Annotated in this window: 18 protein-coding genes and 1 pseudogene; 8 read left to right on the top strand and 11 right to left on the bottom strand. The window is 70.2% G+C overall.

The window, feature by feature from the left end; genetic code table 11:
• Window positions 1-154: 154 nt before the first annotated feature.
• A complete protein-coding gene (locus ACZ4VA_RS34245) occupies window positions 155-667 on the bottom strand; it encodes a hypothetical protein (protein WP_468083867.1) in 513 nt (170 codons plus the stop codon).
• 576 nt (window positions 668-1,243) lie between these two features.
• On the opposite strand from ACZ4VA_RS34245, the pseudogene ACZ4VA_RS34240 reads away from it, so the two are divergent.
• Window positions 1,244-1,438: pseudogene (locus ACZ4VA_RS34240) on the top strand (hypothetical protein); the annotation flags it as partial.
• A 180-nt stretch (window positions 1,439-1,618) separates the two neighbouring features.
• Here ACZ4VA_RS34240 and ACZ4VA_RS34235 read toward each other — a convergent pair.
• The 4 genes from ACZ4VA_RS34235 to ACZ4VA_RS34220 all read right to left on the bottom strand — a co-directional run bounded on the left by ACZ4VA_RS34235 (window position 1,619) and on the right by ACZ4VA_RS34220 (window position 5,345).
• Complete coding sequence (locus ACZ4VA_RS34235) at window positions 1,619-1,858, bottom strand: helix-turn-helix domain-containing protein (protein WP_356170617.1); 240 nt, start codon at window positions 1,856-1,858, stop codon at window positions 1,619-1,621.
• Window positions 1,855-2,430 carry a Uma2 family endonuclease gene (locus tag ACZ4VA_RS34230; protein WP_468083865.1) on the bottom strand — a complete coding sequence of 192 codons (576 nt, stop codon included), beginning with the start codon at window positions 2,428-2,430 and terminating at the stop codon, window positions 1,855-1,857. The genes ACZ4VA_RS34235 and ACZ4VA_RS34230 overlap by 4 nt, the downstream gene beginning before the upstream one ends.
• An 814-nt stretch (window positions 2,431-3,244) precedes the next feature.
• Window positions 3,245-3,652, bottom strand: a complete 408-nt coding sequence (locus ACZ4VA_RS34225; RefSeq protein ID WP_468083863.1) for an ankyrin repeat domain-containing protein — start codon at window positions 3,650-3,652, stop codon at window positions 3,245-3,247.
• Between the two features lie 649 nt (window positions 3,653-4,301).
• A complete protein-coding gene (locus ACZ4VA_RS34220; RefSeq protein ID WP_356170623.1) occupies window positions 4,302-5,345 on the bottom strand; it encodes an SGNH/GDSL hydrolase family protein in 1,044 nt (347 codons plus the stop codon).
• Between the two features lie 490 nt (window positions 5,346-5,835).
• Here ACZ4VA_RS34220 and ACZ4VA_RS34215 point away from each other — a divergent pair, with 490 nt between their 5' ends.
• The 3 genes from ACZ4VA_RS34215 to ACZ4VA_RS34205 all read left to right on the top strand — a co-directional run bounded on the left by ACZ4VA_RS34215 (window position 5,836) and on the right by ACZ4VA_RS34205 (window position 9,998).
• Window positions 5,836-6,420, top strand: coding sequence for a carboxymuconolactone decarboxylase family protein (locus ACZ4VA_RS34215; RefSeq protein WP_356170626.1), 585 nt, complete (start codon window positions 5,836-5,838; stop codon window positions 6,418-6,420).
• On the top strand, window positions 6,417-7,283 hold the full coding sequence (locus ACZ4VA_RS34210) for an RNA polymerase sigma-70 factor (protein ID WP_356170629.1): 867 nt from the start codon (window positions 6,417-6,419) through the stop codon (window positions 7,281-7,283). Before ACZ4VA_RS34215 ends, ACZ4VA_RS34210 begins: the two co-directional genes overlap by 4 nt.
• 303 nt (window positions 7,284-7,586) lie before the next feature.
• A complete protein-coding gene (locus ACZ4VA_RS34205) occupies window positions 7,587-9,998 on the top strand; it encodes an ATP-binding protein (protein ID WP_389391867.1) in 2,412 nt (803 codons plus the stop codon).
• A gap of 192 nt (window positions 9,999-10,190) precedes the next feature.
• Here the strand turns inward: ACZ4VA_RS34205 and ACZ4VA_RS34200 are convergent, their stop codons facing one another.
• The gene (locus ACZ4VA_RS34200) at window positions 10,191-11,090 is read right to left on the bottom strand and encodes a PIG-L deacetylase family protein (RefSeq protein ID WP_356176224.1); all 900 of its coding nucleotides are present in this window, start codon (window positions 11,088-11,090) and stop codon (window positions 10,191-10,193) included.
• A 483-nt stretch (window positions 11,091-11,573) separates the two neighbouring features.
• Window positions 11,574-12,698, bottom strand: a complete 1,125-nt coding sequence (locus ACZ4VA_RS34195) for an FAD-dependent oxidoreductase (protein ID WP_468083860.1) — start codon at window positions 12,696-12,698, stop codon at window positions 11,574-11,576.
• 54 nt (window positions 12,699-12,752) lie between these two features.
• Here ACZ4VA_RS34195 and ACZ4VA_RS34190 point away from each other — a divergent pair, with 54 nt between their 5' ends.
• Window positions 12,753-13,445 (top strand): TetR/AcrR family transcriptional regulator, encoded by a 693-nt coding sequence (locus ACZ4VA_RS34190; RefSeq protein WP_468083858.1) that lies wholly within the window; start codon window positions 12,753-12,755, stop codon window positions 13,443-13,445.
• Window positions 13,446-13,658: 213 nt separating this feature from the next.
• Here ACZ4VA_RS34190 and ACZ4VA_RS34185 read toward each other — a convergent pair whose 3' ends face one another.
• Complete coding sequence (locus ACZ4VA_RS34185; RefSeq protein ID WP_468083856.1) at window positions 13,659-14,396, bottom strand: hypothetical protein; 738 nt, start codon at window positions 14,394-14,396, stop codon at window positions 13,659-13,661.
• A gap of 562 nt (window positions 14,397-14,958) precedes the next feature.
• Between ACZ4VA_RS34185 and ACZ4VA_RS34180 the strand changes: the two genes are divergently transcribed.
• Window positions 14,959-15,546 (top strand): ALF repeat-containing protein, encoded by a 588-nt coding sequence (locus ACZ4VA_RS34180; RefSeq protein ID WP_356176215.1) that lies wholly within the window; start codon window positions 14,959-14,961, stop codon window positions 15,544-15,546.
• A 227-nt stretch (window positions 15,547-15,773) separates the two neighbouring features.
• Window positions 15,774-16,550, top strand: coding sequence for a hypothetical protein (locus tag ACZ4VA_RS34175; RefSeq protein WP_468083854.1), 777 nt, complete (start codon window positions 15,774-15,776; stop codon window positions 16,548-16,550).
• 38 nt (window positions 16,551-16,588) lie between these two features.
• Here ACZ4VA_RS34175 and ACZ4VA_RS34170 read toward each other — a convergent pair whose 3' ends face one another.
• The 3 genes from ACZ4VA_RS34170 to uppS all read right to left on the bottom strand — a co-directional run bounded on the left by ACZ4VA_RS34170 (window position 16,589) and on the right by uppS (window position 19,630).
• Complete coding sequence (locus ACZ4VA_RS34170) at window positions 16,589-17,230, bottom strand: DUF2461 family protein (RefSeq protein WP_356176210.1); 642 nt, start codon at window positions 17,228-17,230, stop codon at window positions 16,589-16,591.
• Between the two features lie 253 nt (window positions 17,231-17,483).
• Entirely contained in the window at window positions 17,484-18,947 is a 1,464-nt protein-coding gene (locus ACZ4VA_RS34165; RefSeq protein ID WP_389391873.1) for an oxygenase MpaB family protein, read from the bottom strand.
• Complete coding sequence (uppS, locus tag ACZ4VA_RS34160; protein WP_468083896.1) at window positions 18,944-19,630, bottom strand: polyprenyl diphosphate synthase; 687 nt, start codon at window positions 19,628-19,630, stop codon at window positions 18,944-18,946. The genes ACZ4VA_RS34165 and uppS overlap by 4 nt, the downstream gene beginning before the upstream one ends.
• A gap of 406 nt (window positions 19,631-20,036) precedes the next feature.
• Here uppS and ACZ4VA_RS34155 point away from each other — a divergent pair, with 406 nt between their 5' ends.
• Window positions 20,037-21,485, top strand: coding sequence for an FG-GAP-like repeat-containing protein (locus ACZ4VA_RS34155; protein ID WP_468083852.1), 1,449 nt, complete (start codon window positions 20,037-20,039; stop codon window positions 21,483-21,485).
• The last annotated feature ends 70 nt before the right edge of the window (window positions 21,486-21,555 follow it).

The following is a 21,555-nucleotide window of genomic DNA, read 5'->3' as shown; positions in this document are numbered from 1 at the left end:
TGACCAGTGCCCGCGGACAAGCCATCGCCGGCGGGCCACGGCGCGAGCTGCGCGGGGCCCTGGTGACCCTGCTGCCGGCACTTTCCGGCGACGAGGAAAGCTTTGGCACTACAGGGATTTTGCCCTCTGTCTGAGGTGTGCTGACCCCGTGCGCCTACGTTTCATCCAGTGCGGCGGCGGCTGTGTCAACAAAGGGCCTGATCAGCCGTATATAGCAGCGCAGGACCTCTTGGAAATCGCGACGGTTCTCACCGCTGGCGTTCTCGGCCGTGGCCGCTAGAGCGGTACTGAGTGTGCCTGACATGATCAGCAGGTTTGACGCTGCGACTTGAACTGCGGAAGGGCCTTCCAGGTCGATCAGGGTCGCTGCCCGGCGCAGTCGCTGATGCCGGTCGCGGTGAGCGGTCAAGGCAGCGTTGTATGCGGTAGTTGAGAGACCGTTGACTCCTCGGAGTCCGTCAGCGACGGCCTGGGCATGCTCAATAAGGTCCAGGTATGCGGCCCGCCGGGTCTGCCGGACACCTTCGCGGCGCTGGGCGGCGGACGCGTCATTGACCTGGATCCGAGCGTGGGCGTTGCCTCTGCTGGTGAGCCAACTCGCCAGTGAGCTGGCCGTGATCGCCGTAACGCTGGTGAGGGCGGCGACGAGCAGCGAGTTGTCAGGCACGTCGAGGAGTCTTTCCAAGAAGACCTGCGCTAGCCATCGAGTCTGTCGCCAATACCCGTTTGTCCAGGTGCGCGCAGACGCCGGCCTTGCGGCCATGGGGTAGTTCAATGGCTACAGCGATCTGTGCCGGCGCTGAGCTGTGCGAACGCTCTTCTCACCTCTACCGCCACGCGGTCCCGGAGAATCCCCTGCGCCGGTGGTGCATGGCTCGGTCCAGGAAAAGTGTGGCGCGGGCGTCGGTTCACCGGCGCACACTGAGCACTTGGGCTGCCCTGGGAAGGTGCGTGGTCAGGCCGCAGAACACACGCTGGTCGTTGCCGATTGCAACCTGGTCGCTGGTCTCGTACTGGCCGCGAGGGACGGTGACGGTGGGGTGCCAGGCGGGAACGACGGGCGTCGCTCATACAGCACCGGGACGGGAGTGGACCAGTCGCCGTAACGAACCTCGTCCGCGACCGACCGAATTCGCTCAGTCAGCACAGCCGTGCCACAGGGAACGTCCGTGCGGGCAGCCATGCAACGGTGCAATTACAATGAATCCCGGACGATTGATTCATTAAGCGGCAAAAGCGGCAGATGGAGATATCGGTGAACCACGCGTCCGAATCACGTCTGCCCGCCCTGGGGACGCACCTTACAGACGCTCCCGCCCCGAGCCGCGCCGAGACCCGGGAGCAGCTCTCCAAGGCAACGTACGACCTTCTCGTCATCGGCGGCGGCATCCTGGGCATCTCCACCGCATGGCACGCCGCGCAGTCCGGGCTGCGGGTTTATCCGTGTTCCTGAGGCAACCTGCCGATCGGAAACCTCACGCGCACGGCACGATCGCTTCTTGTCGCACGCTCGGATACGTCGGCTTGCGCCTCACACGGGAGCGCTGCATGAAGCGATCCATTCCAACTAAAGCCGCGCCGCCCGCATTATCGGTTGTGCTGCCGACGGCGGAGGACGTCAGCCGCCCTCACTCCTGCGCCCGCGCCGGGCAGCGGAATAGGATGAAGTGAAATCGATCTTCAGATCGCAGTCCAGTGCTGACGCGATTCGGTTCAGGAGCGCCAGGGTGGGCAAGTCGCGGCTGGACTCGATGCGGGAGATGGCGGCTTGTCCGGTTCCTGCACGTTCCGCGAGCTGCGTCTGGGACAGGCCGCGCCGTATACGCCACGCCTTGACCAGGCTCCCAGTATCGATCATTGCCCTTCCCCGTTGTAACGCGGCAGACCTACGGTGTCGATCTTCCAGTTCCCGATGGTGATCGTCTCGCCGAAGGTGTAGTGCTGCCGGTTGTCGTAGGCGGGGGTTCCGGTACGGCGGACCGGGGCCCAATGGTGCACAGCGCTGCCGTCTCGGGGATCGACGATCAGATAGTGCGGAACCCCCATGGCGGGATAATCACGCAGCTTGCCTTCGTAGTCGTTGGTCGGGTTCGGCTTCGAGACGATCTCGATGACGAGATGGGAGCGGCGAGGGTCAATGGCGTCACCAGCGGCGGTAGCTTCTTCCTCATCGATCACCACAAGGTCCGGTACCCGCAGCACGCCTAGCGCGGCATCCTCCATATCGGTTTCGATCATGAGGAGCATGTCACCGCCCAACTGGGGTTCCAACTGGGTGCGGAGTCGATGAGCAACAAACTGGTGCTGCTTCTTCGGACTCATCATCATCATCAGCTGGCCGTGACTGATTTCCGGCCAAGCAAGCGGCTCAGGCTTGTCGAAGGCATCACGAAACTCACGCAAGTATCGGTAGATGCTCTGCTCGGTCATGCCCTCACGTTACATGCCGAAATCGTCATACGCGTGGTGCGCCGACGCTCAATACACGCTCCTCTGCCCTATCTGGCCCTCGCCCTGAACCACTTCGAATGCGCCAATCCAGGTCGTGTTCTGTGGCGCGGTGTATGCCGTCTGCCCCCGTCATGTTCTTCGCGGTCCTGCAAGAGGGCCGCCGGCCTCCGGGCCCGGCAGTCACCGACTCACCCAGACCATCGTCGCCGTCCTGTCACACGCTCGGACAGGCGCCCGACAAGCCGCACCGTCTTTCCGGCTTCGGGGACGCCCGTATCGCTGATGTCGATCACCGTGCCCCCACATGCGGGCGCAGTCCGGCGAAAGCGCAGGCGTAGGCGACGGCGTCGTGCAGGTAGAGGTAGGCGGCCAGCACCTCCCCGGGGCTGTCGTTCTCGTCCGGTCCTCCGCCGGGGTGCAGGTCTGACCCCTCGATCGTTCCGTGGCGGGCGATGCTGCCTGGTTGCCGCTCTTGGGATTGGCGTAGAGGCCGTAGCAGAGAGTGCCGGCGGACAGCCGGGCCAGCACGCCCGGCATGCTCGGCGCGTATCCCCAGGGCTGGGTGAGGACGCAGCCGCCCGGCACGGACGTCACACCGATGATCTGCAGGCTCTCGTCCATGCCGTAGGCGGCGTAGGGATCCTCCAGCAACTCGTGCAGCTCATCGAGGAGTTCGGGGGCCACCACCGGCGTCGCCTCAAGACGACGCACCGCTTCGGCCGTGTCGATACCGGCTACGCAGGCCAGACCCGTGCCGTCGTAGTCGAACTCGCCCCAGTGCTGTGGTAAGGCGCTAGGCCTCCTGGGCCGTCGCACGCTCGGTGTCGGTCAGGGACACCCCATCCAGTACTGGGCACAGATCGGGCGTCGGTCCGGCCAGGCTCAGCCGCCCCGGTGACCAGCCGCCGAGCGACGGCCGCCACGGATCGGCCCCGGCCGCAGCGAGGACTCGTGCGTTGTCCGGTTTTCTGGACACGACGGCTTCCCACAGCGCCGTCACCCCGTCCTGCAGCGCGTCCACATCCGCAACCCGGTCGGCCAACTCCGCGACGACATCCGCGGATCCGAACACCGCTGCCCGATGCAGCGGCCGGCCCCCGCTCCATCTTTCCGGATCGGCTCCCGCACCAAGACGACGAATCTCCTCGACATCCGTCCAGTCCCAGCCCATGCCCGCCCACCCGTCGTTCACTGCTGCCACCTATCCCCCTCCGACACCTCGCCACTTCACACCCACGGGCCGTCCTGGCTCAAGCTGGTGGGACGCTGGTTCGCCGAACTGACCGGCAAGCAGATACGGCGAGCGTCCACCGATCGTGCAAGCCCTGGAGACAGACATCCGCAACTGGCTCGCCGCAGGGGACACCGACCCCAGGCCCTACGTCTGGACGAAAACCGCAGACGACATCCAAGACCGCCTCGCCAGCTGTCTGAAGAGCATTCATGACTCAGAAGACCAGGACGGTGGTAGGCGCTCACCAGCAGAGTGTCGGCAGTGCGCGGCCCGGTGGTGGCGGGCAGCACATCGACCGTGATGTTGGTGAATCCGGCCTCCTCGAGCAGTTTGGTCCACACATGTGCCTGGAGGACCCAGCGGCGCATCATGGCCGCGTCGCCGTACGGGCCCCGGCAAGGCATGGGGCATGGTGGAGGTTCCGCTGGCCCTTAGGTCGCCGAACGGTCCTGTTGCTGTCCGGGGTGTTCGTGGACGTTTGTGCGCTGCGCGGGGGCCGGGGGCTCTCGACACGGTGGCCGAGGGCCCCCGGCAGGTGTGGCCGCAGGCGCGGGCAGCTCGCAGTGGATGCCCCGGGCCGCGCCTTCGGCGCGGGCTCTGGCGCCGGGCCGGCCGGTCAGTTCAGGAGGGCGGTGCGGATGGCTCGTTCGACGTGGGCGGCGGTGTTCTCGTGTCCCGCGGCGTTGGGGTGGACCAGGGTGACACGCTTGCCGATGAGACCGCAGTTCAGCAGCGTGCCGGCGAGCTTGGTGGGCCAGTAGTCCGCGGCGTCGCCGCAGATGCCCTCGACCCACTTGGTGTCCGCGCTCTGGCAGGCGTCGTGGCCCACGCTGGAGGAGTAGACGTCGACGTAGGAGTCGCCGAAGAACGAGGTGACCCGCTGGATCGTGTTGTTCAGCTGCTTGAGGACGTGGTCACGGAGCCAGTCGACGTCGGCGTGCTTGATCGAGCCCAGTTCGGTGAGGGCAGGACGGTTGCAGTCACTGCCTTCCTCCGGCAGGACGGCCGGGTAACCGACCGTGATCACCTTGGCGTTGGGCGCGGCCTCGTGCACCTTGGCCAGCATCTCGACGTACTCGTCCTGGACCCGGGCGAGCTTGTCCTGGATGCTCTCCTCCCCCTCGGGAGGACTGGTGTAGTACTCGCGGCAGGACTTGCCTGGTGTCGCGCCCAGTTCGAGGCACTTGAGGAGCATGCCGCCGAAGGGCAGGCTGTTGCCGCCGACGCCGATGGTGAGGACGTCGGTCTGGTCGTTGAGCTTCGCCCGCTGGATCTGCGGGTCCACCGCAGGCCAGCCTGCGGCGGGGGGCTGGACTGGGCTGATCGGCGTCTGCTTGGCGTCGGCGATGTCGGCGATGGTGGCGTTGCCGCAGCTGACGTTGGTCAGGTGGACGTACTTGCCCGGCGGGAACTCGTCGAGTTCCCGCTCGACAACGCCGGGGTAGGCGTCGCTGGTGCGGTCGCAGCCGTCCCGCGACTCATCGCCCAGGGCGGGCTGCGGATCGCCGACGAAGACGCCGGCGGTGTAGGAGTCGCCGAGCGCGGCCCACTCGTACTGATCGGCCGCACCGGCGGGGAGCGAGGGCACGAGCGCGGACACCGCCAACGCGAGCCCGACGGCCAGGGCTTTGGTGCGCAGGCGGGAGACGGGGTGTCGCATGAATCCTCCAGGGCTAGCTACCAGCGGGAGTTGTCGAGGTGAAGGCCGCCAGTCGGCGTGTGCGTGTCGGACGCACCCCTAGCCTCATCTCGCTCTGAGTAGTCGTTTGACTACGCTCCGAAAGTAGGGGAGGGTGCAGGGCCTCCTGCCTCGTGTGCCGGGTAAACCACCCGCCCGTATTGCGCTGAGGCCCGGCTTGCCTCGGTGAGTGCGCGGGGCGGCCACCCCGACCGCGGGAAGGGAGGCCACGGACGGCTGACGGCGACGGGCCGGCGTGCGAGTGCCGGCGCGGTCCGCCCGCGAGGGGGAGGCCGGTCTCGTGGGAGGGATCGTGTCATGGTGCCCCTGGGGGTGCGAGTCGCCGCTTTACCGCCCCTGGGAGCCGAATCCTCCTCGAACGCCGGAGTGGGTGTCACATTCCCGGGGCCGGTGGTGTCTTCATGTCCGGCAGGCCGACAGGCCGACGGACATGGAGAAGAAGGAGCACACCGTGACACTGCGCATCCCGAAGGCCGAACTCCCCGCCGAGCTCACCGAGAACATGATCAAACAGTTCGGTGCCCTGCCCGAGCCCTTCGAAGTGACGGCGCACAACCCCAAGGTCGCCCAGGACTCCACGGAGCTCGGGCGCCAGGTGAGCGAGTGGGACATGGCCGACGAGGGGCTCAAGACGTTCGCTCACATGGCCGTTGCCGCGCAGGTCGGCTGCAGTTGGTGCCTCGACATCAACTACTTCCAGGCGCTGCACAAGGACCTGGACCTGGCCAAGGCGAGCCAGGTGCCGCGCTGGCGGGAGTCGGAGGTGTTCACGCCGCTGGAGCGGGACGTGCTGGAGTACGCCGAGGCCATGACGGACACGCCGCCGACTGTGACCGACGAGCTGTACGCGGGTCTGCTCGGCCGGCTGGGCCCGGCTGCGATGGTCGAGCTCACCGCGTCGATCGCCTTCGCCAACCTGTCGACCAGGAACAACACGGCCCACGGAATCACCTCGCAGGGCTTCTCCGACGCGTGCGGGGTCCCGCTGACCGCGCGTTCGGGGAACTCCGGCACGGCGTCGCCGTCGGCGAAATGACCGAGGACCCCTTCGTCACCCACCGCAGCCTGCTCTTCACCGTCGCCTACGAGATGCTCGGCTCGGCGGCCGACGCGGAGGACGTACTGCAGGAGTCCTGGCTGCGGTGGGCCGACGTCGACCGGTCGCAGGTGCGTGAACCGCGGGCGTACCTCGTGCGGACCGTCACACGGCAGGCGCTCAACCGGCTGCGTACGTTGTCGCGCAGCCGCGAGGAGTACGTGGGCGAGTGGCTTCCGGAACCCCTGCTGACCAGCCCTGATGTCGCGGAGGACGTCGAACTCGCGGAGAGCGTCTCGATCGCGATGCTGACTGTCCTGGAAACGCTGGCGCCTACCGAGCGGGTGGTGTTCGTCCTGCGGGAGGTCTTCGAGATGCCGTACGGCGAGATCGGCGAGGCCATCGGGAAGTCCTCGGCAGCGGTACGGCAGGTCGCGCGGCGGGCACGCGAGCACGTGGCCGCCCGCCGGCCGCGCATGCCGGTGAGCCGGGCCGAGCAACGGACCGTCGTCGATCGCTTCCTTCTCGCCCTGCGCACTGGGCAGTTGCAGGACCTGCTGGAGGTCATGGCGCCGGACGTCGTCCTGATCGCCGATGGTGGAGGGGTTGTTGCCGCCGTGCTGGCGCCGGTCCACGGGGCGGAGGCGGTGGCGAGGCTGCTCACGCGCGCGGACCAGGCCGCGGTCTCGTTCGAGATGACGCCCGTGTGGCTCAACGGCGCTCCCGCGGGCCGGATCGAGAGGGACGGCGAGCCGACCGTGGTGAGCGTCGTGGTGGAGAACGGGCACGTCACCCGGATCTACATCGTGCGGAATCCGCAGAAGCTGACACGGCTCGACGAGCCGGCCGAACTCGCCAGGTGACCGCTCAGCCCCGCACAAGGGGGGCGTCCGCCGTCGCACGGGGCAGGGTGTCGGTGCGCTGGGGTGCGGCCGCGCGGTTGGGGGGCGCACCCCAGCCTCAGGGAGCTGCGGTCGGTGCTGCGGGGAGGGATCACGGCCCGTCATACTTGCGGCAGTAGGTCGTCCCCCGGGCCCTGACCAGGCTCGTGCGGGGGCGTGCACCGGAGACCCGGGGCGGGCTGTGCGACAGGCCCCCGCGGGGTGTGTGTTGAACGGGCAATGCGTGACGTGGGCCGGGACCGGGCCGAGCGGGGGGAACACGACATGGGCGGGGAAGCCGGGGAACCGGTCGCCGAGGGGTTCGGGCCGTTGCTGGTGGCGCTGCGTACCCGGGCCGGGATGAGCCAGGAGCGGCTGTCCCACGCGGCGGGGGTGAGCGTGCGTGCACTGGGGGATCTGGAGCGTGGCCGTTCCCGGGGGCCGCAGCGGCGCACGGTGGAGGCGCTGGTTGCCGCGCTGGGGCTCGACGCTGCGGGTGCTCGCGAGCTGGAGCGGGCCGCGAGCCTGGGCCGCCCCCGCACCCGCACCCGCTCTCACGTTGGGCCGGCCACTGCCGTGGCCGGCGGGCGGAGCGCCGCCGCGGATGGCCACGGTTGTGGGCCCGGTGCGCAGTCGTGCCCGGTGCCGGTCGTGCCGCACGCCCTCGCGCTGCCCCGTGACCTGAGCGACTTCACTGCCCGTGGTCCGGCCCTGGCCCGGCTACTGGAGCTGGCGGACGAGCTCGACCCGGCCCATCCGCCGGTCGCGGTGATCTGCGGACAACCGGGCCTGGGCAAGACCGCGTTCGCCGTCCACGCCGCCCACCAGATGGCGTCCCGCTTCCCCGACGGGCAGTTCGCCGTGGACTTGCGCGGCATGGACCCGAGCCCGGCTTCCGCGCGTGACGCCCTCGCCCGGCTGCTGCGGGCACTGGGGGTGGCCGACGACGCCGTGCCGGCCGGTACGGACGAGCGCAGCGGTCTGCTGCGGTCCGTGCTGCACGAGCGCAGGGTGCTGCTGTTGCTGGACAACGCCGCCGACGAGGAGCAGGTACGTCCGCTGCTGCCCGCCCACGGCCCCTCGCTCACTCTGGTCACCAGCCGTCACAGCCTGGCGGGTCTGGAAGCGGTCCACCGCACCGAACTGGGCTTGCTGCGCCGCGAGGAAGCGGTCGACTTGGTGACCCGTATCGTCGGTCCCGAGCGGGTGCGGCGGGAGAGCCAGGCAGCCCGTGATCTCGTGGAGCTGTGCGGACATCTGCCGTTGGCCGTCCGTATCGCCGGGCAGCGGCTGGCTGCCCGGCCCGGCGAGAGCATCGCCAAGCTCGTCGGCCAACTGTCCGCGCTGGAGGGCCGTCTGGACACCCTGCGAGCCGGATCCCTCCAGGTGCGGGCAGCGTTCGCCGTGTCCTACCGGCAGTTGAGCCCGCCTGCCCGTCTCGTCTTTCGCCGTGCCTCGCTCGCCGCCCGGCCCGACTTCGGTCCCGAGACCGTGGCCCTGCTGGCGGACGTGTCCCCGCGTCAGGCCGCCCGGTGTGTGCAGGACCTGTCCGACGCCGGGCTGCTCCAGCCGCACCCCGGCGCCGAACGCTACCGCTTCCACGATCTGCTCGCCCTGTTCGCGGGTGAGCAGCTCGCCGAGGAGGACGATCCAGCCCGGATCACAGCCGCCCTGGACCGGGCCGACCGGTGGACCCTGCGCAGGGCGAGCGCAGCCGCTCTGCTCTTCGACGTAGCGGACCGTCCCGGCGCCCCCTGTACGGATCCGGATCCGGCCACCGCGCCCACCGGCCGGGAGGCGGCCCACGCCTGGCTCGAAGCGGAGCGGGCCCAATGGCTCGCGGCTCTTGGCCGGGCTCAGGCGGCCGGCCGCCACCGGGAGGTCGTCGATGTGGCCGAGGCCATGCACTGGTTCTCCGACCGCACCTTGCACTGGGAGTTGTGGGCCGAGGTGTTCCAGCGGGGGGTGGACTCCGCGCGGGCTCTGGGCAGCAGGCGGGACGAGGCCATCCAGCTGAACTACCTTGCCTGGTCCTACAACAAGTGTCTGCACGACCACGCCTCAGCCCTGGCCACGGCCGAGGCGGCACTGGCTGTGGCGCGCGAGATCGGCGACCGGCTGCAGACCGGCTGGGCGCTCAACTACGCGGCCGAAGCGCTCCACCGGTTCGACCGCTTCGAGGAGTCCATCGCTCGGCTCCGCGAAGCTGCCGAGCAGCTGCGCGATCGCAGCGACACCCTCAGCCGCCTGGCGGAGCTGACCACCCTCAACACGCTGGGCCGCCAGTTGCGCCAGGTCGGCCGCGTCGACGAGGCTCTGCTGACGCACCGGCGCAGCGAGGTTCTCTGCGGGGCCGGTGCGCTGGGCGAGTTCCCGGATCTCATCGGGCTGTATCTCGCCTCGTGCAGGCAGCACATCGGCAACGACCTGGCGGCATTGGGCCATTGGGAGGAGGCCGAGGCCCCGCTGCGTTTCGCGGTGGCCCGGTTCGAGGCGGCGCGGATGCCGGCGTGGTGTGAACCGGCGCGTCTGGACCTGGGCCGTGTGGTGCGCCGGCTGGGTCGTCACCGCGAGGCGCGGGAGGTCCTGACGGTCGCGCGTGAGGCCCTTGCCCGGTTGAACCACCCCCGCCACGGCGAGGCCGCCGCCGAACTGCGCGGCCTCGACGGGCCGGGGCATCGAGTGACTTTCCGGTGAAGGCGCCTAGGGCCTGTCGTTTGGATCAGGCCGGTGTCGCGGGGTCTGGCACGCACATCTGCGGCGTTGTCGTCGGTCGCCGAAGCTCCGCTTCGACTCCCTCCTCCGCCTTGCAGCTGCACGCACCAGACCCCGCTCGGGTCGGCCGGGACGAACCGTCTGTCACGGCCGACCTGATCCAAACGACAGGCCCTAGTGACGGATGCGTCCGGGCCGGTACGACGAGGGGAGAGTGAACACGAACTCGCGCGGGTCCTCGTGGGCGCTCTCCATCTTCGCCGGCACGCTGTGGTAGCCGAGCGCGTAGAGGTTACGGTCGGGCGCCCAGGTGTTGTAGCAGTAGATCGCCTTGCGCTTGATCGCCATGTGGGCCGGGGGGATATTCAGCACGTAGGCGGCGCCGTCGGCCCGCTGGCTCCTGGGCTTGTCGTAGGCGTAGACGTAGTTGAAGCGCACGTCCTTCAGTACACCGTCCTGTATGAGGAAGTACGCGGCGTCCGCGAGCGCCTTGTGGGTGTCGGTCTCCTCCAGCCAGCCGGCGGTGAACTTGTGCGAGGCCCCGGGATACTGTTCCGCGAGCGCCTTGACCTTCGCCTTGACCGATTTCACGAACCGGTTGTAGGCGTCCACGGAGCTGTACGGGGAGTCCGGCAGCTTGAAGTTGATGACCTTGTCGACACCGAGTGCCTTGGCCGAGGCCATGAACTCAGCGGTGCGGGCGGGCACGATCATGCTGGTTCCGTCCGTCGGCCACGACAGGCCGTGGTGGCCGCCGGCGGCACACGGGTGACGCGATTCCTCGGTGGTCAACGGGCACGGGTCCTGGTTCATCCTCGTCGCCAGCTGGTCGTTCTCGCCCCGGGACACCAGCACCAGGTAGACGGGCCGGCCGGCGGCCTTGTGCTCCAGGATGGAACCCGCCAGGCCCAGAGCCTCGTCGTCCTGGTGCGGGGAGTAGAAGATGGCCGGAGCGGCCGCCGCCGAGGCTCGCGCCGGCGACCACAGTGTGCTGCCCGCCACCGCCGCGCCCGTCAGCGCACCGGCCGCCAGCACCTGGCGCCTGCTCAGCTGCTCCCCGTCGCCCATCGCCATGTCCGTCCTCTTCTCTGCATATGGTCCGGTGTCCGGCCCGCCGGCAGGGCGCTCTGACGGCACCGTGCCCGGCAGGGCCCTCGCAACCAGTCGACCATCGGCGTGCCCGACGTCCCAGGCAGTTCCCGCGGCAGAAGTACGGGCCGCCCTACTTCTGCCGGTCACCCAGGCACGCGGCTGCCGGGTTGGATTGGGTCAGGCCCGATGGCGCGGATTGATGAGGCGGCGCCGTGAGCTGCCGCGGAGGGCACCCGGGCAAAGGCGGGCGGAGTGAACAGCTGTCCAGGGTGGTCGTCTCCGGCAGTTGTCCGGCGCAGGCCCCGGCTTCGGGGGGCCGGGGTGGGGGTGGGTACCGCGCTAAAGGCGCAGTCGCCGTGCGCCCCGTGTCGATGCCGAGCTGCGCTCGCACGCCGTCGTTCTCCTGACGTTACGTGTCTCACGAGACAGCCCGGCTGCCGGTGCTGGGGCTCTCGCGCTGGGCGGTCAGGACGGCTGAACGTGGTCGAAGAGAGCGAGGGCCTGGGCGGGGTCGGGACTCACGAGGCGTTCCAGACCGGCCGTCGTGATGGTTGCCCACCTGCCGGCCCGGGCCCACATCCGTTCCTCGAAGGCGCCGATGGCCTCGTCCAGATCTTCGGGGCCGGTGGCGATGGACTCGGCGAGTTCGGCGCCGTCCAGCATCGCGAGGTTCGCGCCCGCCCCGAGTGGGGGCATCAGGTGGGCGGCGTCGCCCAGGAGCGTCAGTCCGGGGACGTGGTCCCAGGTGTGGGACACGGGCAGGACGTAGAGGGGGCGGTGGACGAAGGCGGTGCCGTGGCGGAGCAGGTCGAGGACGGGTGTGGCCCAGCCGTCGAAGAGGGCCAGCAGGCGCGAGCGCACGGCCTCGGTGTCGGCGAGGTCGAGGTCCGGGTCCGTGTGCCAGTCCAGCGGTGCACGGAGCTGGGCGTACACCTTGACGTGGCCGCCGCTGTTGCGCTGGGCGACGAGACCCCGGTTGGCGCCGTACACCGCCACGGAACCGTCGCCGATCAGCCGGGCGAGGTCGGGGTGGCGGGCGTCGACGTCGTCCAGGGATGTCTCGAGATACGTGACGCCGGTGTAGTGCGGTGTCACGGGTGAGAGTGCCGGGCGGACCCGGGACCAGGCGCCGTCCGCGCCGACCACGAGGTCGAACGTCTCCTGTCGCCCGTCCATGAACTGGACCAGTACGCCGTCCCGGGCCCCGGGCACCACCTGTTTCACGCCCCTCCCCCACTGGACGTCCAGGGGGCCGAGCAGCAGGTCACGGAGTTGCCCGCGGTCGAGCTCGGGATTGGCCCGGTCACCGGGACGCGGTCGCCAGTCGCGCAGGACGGTCCCGTCCGTGTCCAGGATGCGCATGGCCTGCCCCTCGGGACGAGACAGTTCCTGGAACTGCGGCAGCAGCCCCGCCTTGTCCAGAGCGAGTTGCCCCAGCCCTTCGTGCAGGTCGAGCGTGCCGCCCGGCGGGCGGGCGTCGGGGGACGGGTCGCGTTCGAGGACGGTGACCGGGTGGCCATGGCGGTGCAGGACACGGGCGAAGGCAAGGCCCGCGGGGCCGCTCCCGACCACGGCGATTCGATGTCTCATGCCGATACACTGTATTGCTCGATTACGGTGCATCGCAACGGTACGGTGGGACCCATGACTGTCTGGGACCGTCCGGAGCCGCCGCCCCGCCCCGTGCCACTCGACCGGGAGCGGATCGTCGCCGCCGCCATCGCGCTGGCCGACGAGGGCGGCCTCGACGCGGTGTCGGTGCGCAAGGTCGCCGCCCGCCTGAACGCCGGCCCGATGCGGCTGTACGGATACATCTCCACGAAGGAAGAGCTGTTCGACCTCATGGTGGACGAGGTCTACGGCGAGATCCTGCCCGAAGAGCGGCCCGATGACTGGCGGGAGGCACTGCGCGTCCTCGCCCACCGCACCAGGCAGGCCGCCCTGCGCCATGAATGGCTGGCCGACCTGCTCGGCGGCCGCCCGGCCCTGGGTCCACACGGCCTCGCCGTGGGCGAGGCCACGCTGTCCGCCCTGGACGGCCTCGCCGACATCGACACCGTCATGCGCGCCGTGGAGACCGTCGGCGCCTACTACACCGGCGCGATCAGGCGCGAGATCGCGAACCTGCGGGCCGAGCGCACCACGGGCCTGTCCAAGCACGAATGGCAGCGCGCCTTGGGCCCGCATCTGACGAAAATGCTGGCCACGGGCCGCTTCCCAGCGCTGGCCAAGGCCGTGTACGACGGCACGGACGTGGACGCCGAGGCATCCTTCGCGACCGGTCTGGACTGGGTCCTGGACGCAGTGGCCGTCAAACTCACCACCCCGCCGACGTGACGCTTTGCTCTTGCCCGAGCACCAGTCGCGGGCACGGCACGGTGCCGGTGGTTGTTCTCGCCCGCGCGACCCGATACGTAAAGACCGCCGCCTCAAACGAGGCGGCGGTCGGTCTCGCGTCGTTCCCGCCCCGGGCAAAATCGGTTTGCATACGGATCTTGGCCACCCGGAGGGACGTCGGCTGCTCAGTGGGGCAAGAGGCAGCCCCGGGAGTCACTGCACTACGACGTGGTCCTCGGCCGAAGTCGACGGCCCCGTGGTGGTGTTGCCGTAGTACGCCCAGCGCCACGTGCCCGTCTTGGACGCCTTCACGGTCGTCTTGAGATCACCTGATCCGTTCGCGTACACCTTCTTCACCGTGGTGTAGGAGGTGGCTCCGGACGCCTTGAACTGCAGGCTCACCAGGCGGCCTTCGTAGGAAACGTACTTTCTCGTCTCCCAGTTGGCCCGCGTGATCTTTCCGGTCACGGTGATCGTGCTGCCCTGGGTCACCGGCTCGGGTGAGGCGTTCACGGTCAGACGGGAGTTGCGCTTGACGTAGACCGCGAGGTCCTCATCGTCGGTGTCACCGCCGCCGCCCTGGTAGTACACCTCGGCCGCGACCTTCCAGGCGCCGGCCTCACTGTTGTGCATCTCCCACACGCTCGGGTCGAAGAACATCGTCTCGTTGAAGTCGCAGACGCCTGAGCTCACCCTGATGCAGTCGCTCGTCTCGACGGCGTGCCACAGCCGATCGCCCGTGCTGCCGCGGTACAGGAACACCGCCGGCCACTTCCACTGGTGGGTGGTCGCCATCCTGAAGGAGGTCGGCGCCGCGACCTCCTTCGACACCCCGATCACGATCGGCTTGCCGTGGTTTACCTGGACGCGGGTGAACGAGGCCCCGCCCTCGGCCGCGCCGGCCGGAGCCGCGGCCACGCCGGTGAACACCACGGCCGCGCCGGCGGCCATCACAGCTCTCCAGAGCTTCTTCCCCACTTGATCCCCGATCTCTGTGCCTGTGGACGCCGGAGACTCGTCCTCCGGCGCGTTCTTCAGACAGCCGGGATCCACACTGAGTTGCACACTCGCGGATCACGATCGGGCATCAGGGAACTGCGCGTGGCACGAGGCGATCCGCCAGATGTCTGACGGCGTTGACCCAGTCCGAAGTTGCTCGCCCTGGCGCTTGGTGGGCATGGTCGCGGAAGGACCAGAAACAGCCGTACCCAGGTCGGTGCGACCGTGAATCTCCGCGGCCCCGTCCGCATCGAGGTCCGGATCGGCGACCCGCCCGCCGCCGACAGCCGCGCCCGCTCTGGGTAGGGCAGGAGAGGTCACTGCTTCGGGCCGGGCGTGACCGCTTGGGGGAAGGTGAACACCTGGTACAGCCACGGGCCACGTCCGCGGCGGCGGCGCCCTGTGATCGCAGCGGGGAACTGGGACTGTCAGACCCAGGTGGCAGCATCGTCGAAGTGAACGCCCTGAGGCGTTCTCAACTCGCCTCCGTAGCATACGAAGAGGAGCATTCTCCTTGCGCCTGCATCACGTAGCGCCCGGCATCGCCGCGGGCGTCCTCGCCCCGGCCCTCCTGCTCGCCACCCCGTCCTTCGCCGCCCCGGCGGCACCGACCGCGGTGACGGTGGCCGTCGTGTCCTCGTCCGCGGACGAGCCGGACGCCGACGACCTGAGGGTGGCCATAGCCCGGATCCTCGCCGACCCCGACAGCGGCCGGCGTGTGACACGAGAAGCCAACGCCCTCCTGGACGCCGACGACCCCGAGGCGATGCGCGCCTGGCTGGAGACCGGCTACCGGATCGCCCAGGCCGAGGACGACCGCGTCGCCATCACGCGCCTGCTCGCCGACCCCGACAGCGGCCGGCGCGTCATCGCCGAGGTCAACGCCCTCTTGGACGCCGACGACTCCGACGCGATCCGCGCCTGGCTGGAGACCGGCTACCGGATCGCCCAGGCCGAGGACGACCGCGTCGCCATCGCCCGCATCCTCGCCGACCCGTCCATCAGCCCGGCCCTGCGCGCGGCAGCCAACGCCGCCCTCGACGACGACACACCCGAAGCACTGCGCCACTTCCTGGAAGTCGGCAGGTACCAGGTCGCCTGACCGGCACGGCGCCGCACCACAGCATGTCGCCCGGGTGGCGCCCCCTGCCGCACGCCCGGTCACCGCAGCGCCGAGGTTCCCGGGGGCCGCCTGTACCTCTGTGTGCCGGCGGCCCCGCCCCGGGCAGGTCCTGTGCCGGCTCGGCGCCCTCCGCCGGGCTCTGTGGTCTCACCGCCCGGTACGGCATGGGCCACTGACACCTCCGACAGCAGAAAGCACGTTCTTCGATGACCGCACGCCCCCTACGCGCCGAGCGCAGCAGTCCGCAGTCCGCTTCCGTCGTGACCGACCTACCGTTCACGCTTCAGCTCGTCAAAGCGGTGTTCAGGGACGTGACCTCGCTGCACGTCTCCCGGCCGGCCGCGTGGGCCGCCGCGTCGGTGACGCGGACCGTGCTGACGGAGATCATCGACGGCGCGCGAAGCGCGGCGGCCGAGGAGGCCAGGAAGAGGCTGATGCCCAAGGATCTCGTCTCGGCGATCGACCGGAACGTCGAGGTGGAGGTGGGATCGGCGTGGTACCTGCACAGCCCGACCTTCCACGGCCTGGTGGGCGAGGTGCGCAACGCCGATGGTGCGCTTGTGTCTCGTCGTGAGCGCCGCGGGGCGCGTACACCGAGTGGCGTGGCCGGCGCCCACCGGTTCGAGGGCGGGGTAAGAAGGCTGCTGGGGAGCCGGGGGGTGAGGGCGGTCCCGGCGATGGTCCGCGACCTGGACGGAATCGCGAGCGTGTTCCTGACGGCCCTGGCGCAGGACGCAGCCAGCGTCGTCCGCGAGGGCGGGGTCAAGCGGTTCGGGACGGTCGGTCTGGTGGTGCCGGGCGAGCCGGCCCCGGCCCCGCTGCTCAAGGACCCCCTCCTCGCCCTGTCCAGCCGCCGCGGGGACGGGCGAACTGTCGGCGGAAACGACGTCCTGGCCGCCGTCACGATGCAACTGTTCGGCGATCTCAGACAACGCGCCGTCACCGAGGCAGCCGAGATCACGCGGAACACGTCGGCCGACTGAAGTACGGATCCGCTACGAGATACGCGCCGGCATCCACCTCAGCCTGCTCCAACTCCGCGTTTCACGTGGCGGACCAGCCACATCAGCAGGGCGTCCAGGTCGGCGGCGGCCGAGAGGACCCGGTCGGCCGCCTCGGGGGTGTGCAGCCACTTCTCGCAGCCGAGGGGCCGGGCGGCGATCAGCGAACGGTGGCGCAGCAGGTCGGCACGGGGGTGGTTCGCCGGGTAGCCGCGTGGGGGGCGTTTCATCACGTCCCCGGAGATGTCGTAGCCCTTCTTCCGCAAGTCCTCGACGATGAAGGGCAGTTCGCGGCCGCTCCCCTCTGCAGCCACCGCTTTGCGGAACGCGTCTACCTGGCCGGGGTCGGGATACCACCAGGCGCCCTGGATCCGCAGGCCGTCCAGGGAGAACCGGAGACCGATCTCGATCTTGCGGCCGAGCCGGATCACCGCGCTCTGGTTCTGCCACCACCAGGAGTCGGTGCGGTAGTGCCAGACGGAGAAGTCCTCGTATCGGGGGTCGGCGTCCGCGACCTCGTTGAGCAGGGCGATCATCGGCTGCCGGACCAGGCGTTCGCGGTCCGCGCGATGACGCTCGCGAATCGCGTGGGCCGGTTCGCCCTGGAGCTGCCACAACACGTCCATGGCCTGCTCCGGCCAGCCGGTGAACTGTCCGCGCATGCGGGAAGGTTAGCTCAGCACCTTCTGCACGCGGAGAGTGCGACGGGCAGGCAGGCGTGATGCCACGGACGGTGAGGGGTGCTGGTCGGGGCTGGCCGACGGGTCGGGGGCCGGTGGTCACCAGCGCCGGCGCTGTTCCTTCCGCCAACCATCCCTGACGTCATCCAGCCGTACGCCGCACCCTCTCGGCGCACACATGCCTACGGCGTCCTTCAGCCGCCCCCTTCAGGGATCCCGGCGGTCGTCTGCGCCGTCAGGCGTCGGCGAGGAGGGGGTCGTACGGGGTGCTCGTGCGCCGGCCCGACATGAAGGAGAGGAAGTCGCCCACGAAAGCGCTCCGGCCGTAGGCGCCGTCGGTGGTGGTGAGGTCGCGGTGGAAGGCGGTGCGGAAGAGGGTCCGGTATTCGCCCGCGTCGATGCTCCCGTTGCCGTCCTTGTCGGTGGCGTCGAAGAGCACTTCGGCGACGCGGATGAGCGCGGGCCCGGCGAGGGAGGGGACGGCGGCGGCGTACTCGGCGGCACTGACGCGGCCGTCGCCGTCCGTGTCGAGGGCGGACTGGAGCTCGCGCCACCAGGCGGCGAAGGCGTCGTAGAGGCGGCTCTCCTCGGGTTCGTCGAGATCGAGGCGGGTGGAGAGTTCACGGGCCATGGCGGCGAGGTCAGGCCAGTCGAGGTGGCCGTCGCCGGTCTGGTCCAGCACCTTCTGGAAGAACTCCTCCGCCGAGCGCCGGCCTTCCTCCGAACTCGCCGAAGACGCCGGGTCCCGGTCGGGGTCGCTGCTCAGGGGGGTGAGGAGGCGGAGCAAGGCCGATGCCCGTTTCATGCGGGAGCGCAGGGCGGCGGCGGTCCGGGCGCGAGGGTCGTCGCTGTCGGGTGACAGGGAGAGGGTTTCGATGATGGTTTCGGCGTTGATCCAGCCTTCGGGCAGGAAGCGGGCGAGTCCGGCGGCGAGGTAGGCGCCCTGCATGAGGGTCGGGGCGCCAGGCATTTCCGGCAGGCCGGCCCGGCGCCGGTAGGGCTCGGGGAGGGAGGCGACGGTGATCGCGCCGAGCAGCGGGCCGGCGACGGCCCGGCCTGCCGCCCACAGTGTCGGTGCGCCGTCGAGCAGTGCTGGGGCGGGCAGGTGGTCGAAGAGCCGGTAGAGGATGACGCGGGCTGCCTCGGTGTTCTCCAGCTCGTTTTCGACGACCCGGTCGAAGTACTGCCAGAAGTCGGTCAGGTTGTCGGGGAGTTCGGCGGCGTCGCCGTCGAGGGCGGCAAGGAAGGTGCGGTACTCGGCGTACATCCGCTCCATGGTGTCCTGGCTGAGTGGCTGGCCGCTGAGCCGGCACATGGTGACGGCGCTCTCGAAGAGCGTGGCGACGACCCAGGCGCGGGCCGCGCGGTCCATCGCGTCATAGGCGCGGCCGCGGGAGTCCAGGCCGCTCATGCGGGCGTGCAGACGGTTGAGCCGGGCGGCCTCCCGTTCGCGTACTGCCGGGTCGCCGCCGAACATGCGCCGCATGCTGAGGAAGGTGTTGCGCAGTCGGCGCCAGGGGTGGGCGACGAAGGTGGAGTTGTCGGCGAGGGCGGCGCCGATCTGCGGGTGGGCGGCCTCCAGCACCGTGGCGCGGATCATGGCCAGCGCCCAGCGCGGGTCGTCGAAGAAGGCGCTGAACTGGGACTGCGGGCCGAACAGGGGCGCTTCGTCGTCCGTTGCCGTGGCGTCGGTGGTCATGATGGGTCTCCGTTCGTCCGGGGTGGCACGCCGCCGAAGCGGCGGTCACGGCTCCGGTAGGTGTGCAGGCAGGCAAGGAAGTCGGGGGCCCGGAAGTCCGGCCAGAGCACCTCGGGGAAGATCCACTCCGCGTAGGCCACCTGCCAGAGCATGAAGTTGGAGATGCGCTGTTCACCGGAGGTGCGGATGACGAGGTCCACATCGGGGGTGTCGGGGAAGGGCAGGTGGTCCGCGAAGAGCTGCTCGGTGACCTCGTCGGCGGGTGTCTTGCTGCGGATCAGCGCTCGTGCGGCCTCGACGATGTCCCGGCGCCCGCCGTGGTCGAAGGCCACGGTCAGCGTCATCCCCCGGTTGTCGGCGGTCAGCACAGCCAAGTCATCGAAGTCCTGGGCCAGTTCACGGGGGATGCGGGGGTCGGTGACTCCGAGGAAGCGGCAGCGGATGTCGCGGGCCAGCAACAGTGGTGCGTGCTTGCGCACGACCCGGCGGACCAGACGCATCAGGTAGTCGACCTCGGCGCCGGGACGGTTCCAGTTCTCGGTGGAGAAGGCGTACAGGCTCAGCCACTGGACGCCGGCGGCCCTGGCTGCCTCGATGATGTCGATGACGGTGCTCTCAGCGGCCCGGTGGCCGGCCGTGCGGGGAAGCGAACGCCGCTGCGCCCAGCGGCCGTTGCCGTCCATCACGCATGCCACGTGCCGCGGCACCGCACGGGTGGGTTCGTGGTCGCGGCGCTGTCCTTCGCCGTAGTGCGTCCCGTTCGACTGCTCCTGGGCCGCGGCGCGGGCACGCGGGACGCCGCGGTCCCTCCCGTCCGGCCCCGTCCCGCGTGGAGCGACACGGTCAGTCGTACCGCGCTCGGTCACGCCCGCCCCGTCCTGCCTCGTCCATGCCCACGCCCCACCGGAGCGTTCTCCTTCGGGGAGTCTGACAGTGTGAAAACGGCTGGTCGGGCAAATGAGTGACCGTCACCCTTGGCCCATTTGTCCGATCGCTCAGGCACGCGGGGCCTGTGACCGCTCGGTGGAGGCTCCGGCGGCCGGCCGGCGCCCGTACAACCATCGGCCGCGGGGGCGGGTCTGCCGTGGCATGCGAAGACTCATCGTCGCCGGCGCCGCGCTGCCGGCCGCCCTCGCGGCTTCCGTCCTTCTGCCCCCGGCCGCCGCCCACGCCCGTACCCCGGCGCCCTCCGCCGACTTCAACGGCGACGGCTACGGCGATCTCGCCGTCTCCGCGCCCGGGGCGGCGATCGACGGGCACATCCTGGCCGGGGCGGTGGTCGTCGCCTACGGCTCGTCCGGCGGGATCAAGTCCTCGCGGACGACGGTCGTCAGCCAGAACACACCGCGCGTGCCGGGTGTCGCCGAGGCGTTCGACCGCTTCGGCACCTCCACCGCGGCCGGGGACTTCAACAAGGACGGCTACACCGACCTCGCGGTCGGCTCGCCCGGTGAGGACGTGCCGCGCGGTGACGACTGGGGCTCGGTCACGGTGCTGTGGGGCAGCCCGACGGGGCTGGGCGCGGGCGGGGCGCTGAGCCAGCCGCTGGGCATCGAGCAGCGCGGGTTCGGCACCGCGGTCACCGCCGGGGACTTCGACGGGGACGGCCATGCCGACATCGCGGCGAGCACGGGCAGCGGCACCCACCTGTGGCTCTACCTCAACCGGAGCACCGGCCAGTCCGGCGAAATGGGCTTCGCGCTCAGCGACTTCGAGGCGTCGGCGGTGCCCGCCACCGCCGGCGGCGTCACCGCGCTCGCCGCCGGGGACGTGGACGGTGACGGCACCGACGACCTGGCCGCCGTCACCAACCCGCTCAGCGGCTCCGGCGGCGTGCTCTACCTCTCCCCCGGAGTCCCGGCGAACCGCCGCGCGGCGGGCGACCTGCCCCCGGCACTCTCCCTCGCCATCGGCGACGTGGACGGCGACGGCCACGGCGACGTGGTGTCCGGGCAGCCGTACGGGCGCGAGGAGGTGGACGGCGCCCGGGACGGCGGCAGCGTGAGCGTGCTGCGGGGCTCGGCGCAGGGCGTCGACGGCCGAGGGGCGGTCGTGATCACGCAGAACACCGCCGGGGTGCCCGGGGTCGTCGAGGAGGGCGACCGTTTCGGCTGGTCCGTCGAGCTCGGCGACGTCAACCGGGACGGACGGGCCGACCTGGCGACCGGCGCCGTCGACGAGGGCGTGGGCCTGACGGGCTTCACCGGCTCCGTCACCGTGCTCCCCGGCTCCGCACGGGGCCTGACCGGCACCGGCTCGTACGCCTTCCACCAGGACACCCCGGGCGTGCCCGGCGTCGCGGAGTCCCGCGACTCCTTCGGCGAGGCCCTGGCGCTGGCCGACACCGACCGCGACGGGCGGCTGGACCTGGCCGTCGGCGCGCCCGGCGAGAACGGCTGGTACGGCGCGCTCACGTCGCTGCGCGGCGACGGCGTGCGGATCACCTTCAGCCGCGGGGTCGGCTTCAGCGCGCAGACTGTCGGGCTCGCCACCGGCGAGGACTGGTACCCCGAGTTCGGGGCGCCGATCAGCGGCTGAGCCCGGACGCTCGGGCCAAGGGGCGCGTTTCGGGGGCGCACACCACCGGGACGTGCCCCTCTTGCCGTTT

This window comes from Streptomyces sp. NPDC028308 (assembly GCF_055565855.1).
This window is presented reverse-complemented; position numbering and strand designations above follow the sequence as displayed.

Coding starts and splice junctions, on each gene's coding strand:
- ACZ4VA_RS34235 (WP_356170617.1), bottom strand. CDS start 1,858: ATGATCGATACTGGGAGCCTGGTCAAGGCGTGGCGTATACGGCGCGGC.
- ACZ4VA_RS34230 (WP_468083865.1), bottom strand. CDS start 2,430: ATGACCGAGCAGAGCATCTACCGATACTTGCGTGAGTTTCGTGATGCC.
- ACZ4VA_RS34220 (WP_356170623.1), bottom strand. CDS start 5,345: ATGCGACACCCCGTCTCCCGCCTGCGCACCAAAGCCCTGGCCGTCGGG.
- ACZ4VA_RS34210 (WP_356170629.1), top strand. CDS start 6,417: ATGACCGAGGACCCCTTCGTCACCCACCGCAGCCTGCTCTTCACCGTC.
- ACZ4VA_RS34205 (WP_389391867.1), top strand. CDS start 7,587: ATGGGCGGGGAAGCCGGGGAACCGGTCGCCGAGGGGTTCGGGCCGTTG.
- ACZ4VA_RS34200 (WP_356176224.1), bottom strand. CDS start 11,090: ATGGCGATGGGCGACGGGGAGCAGCTGAGCAGGCGCCAGGTGCTGGCG.
- ACZ4VA_RS34195 (WP_468083860.1), bottom strand. CDS start 12,698: ATGAGACATCGAATCGCCGTGGTCGGGAGCGGCCCCGCGGGCCTTGCC.
- ACZ4VA_RS34190 (WP_468083858.1), top strand. CDS start 12,753: ATGACTGTCTGGGACCGTCCGGAGCCGCCGCCCCGCCCCGTGCCACTC.
- ACZ4VA_RS34185 (WP_468083856.1), bottom strand. CDS start 14,396: ATGGCCGCCGGCGCGGCCGTGGTGTTCACCGGCGTGGCCGCGGCTCCG.
- ACZ4VA_RS34175 (WP_468083854.1), top strand. CDS start 15,774: ATGACCGCACGCCCCCTACGCGCCGAGCGCAGCAGTCCGCAGTCCGCT.
- ACZ4VA_RS34170 (WP_356176210.1), bottom strand. CDS start 17,230: ATGCGCGGACAGTTCACCGGCTGGCCGGAGCAGGCCATGGACGTGTTG.
- ACZ4VA_RS34165 (WP_389391873.1), bottom strand. CDS start 18,947: ATGACCACCGACGCCACGGCAACGGACGACGAAGCGCCCCTGTTCGGC.
- uppS (WP_468083896.1), bottom strand. CDS start 19,630: ATGGACGGCAACGGCCGCTGGGCGCAGCGGCGTTCGCTTCCCCGCACG.
- ACZ4VA_RS34155 (WP_468083852.1), top strand. CDS start 20,037: ATGCGAAGACTCATCGTCGCCGGCGCCGCGCTGCCGGCCGCCCTCGCG.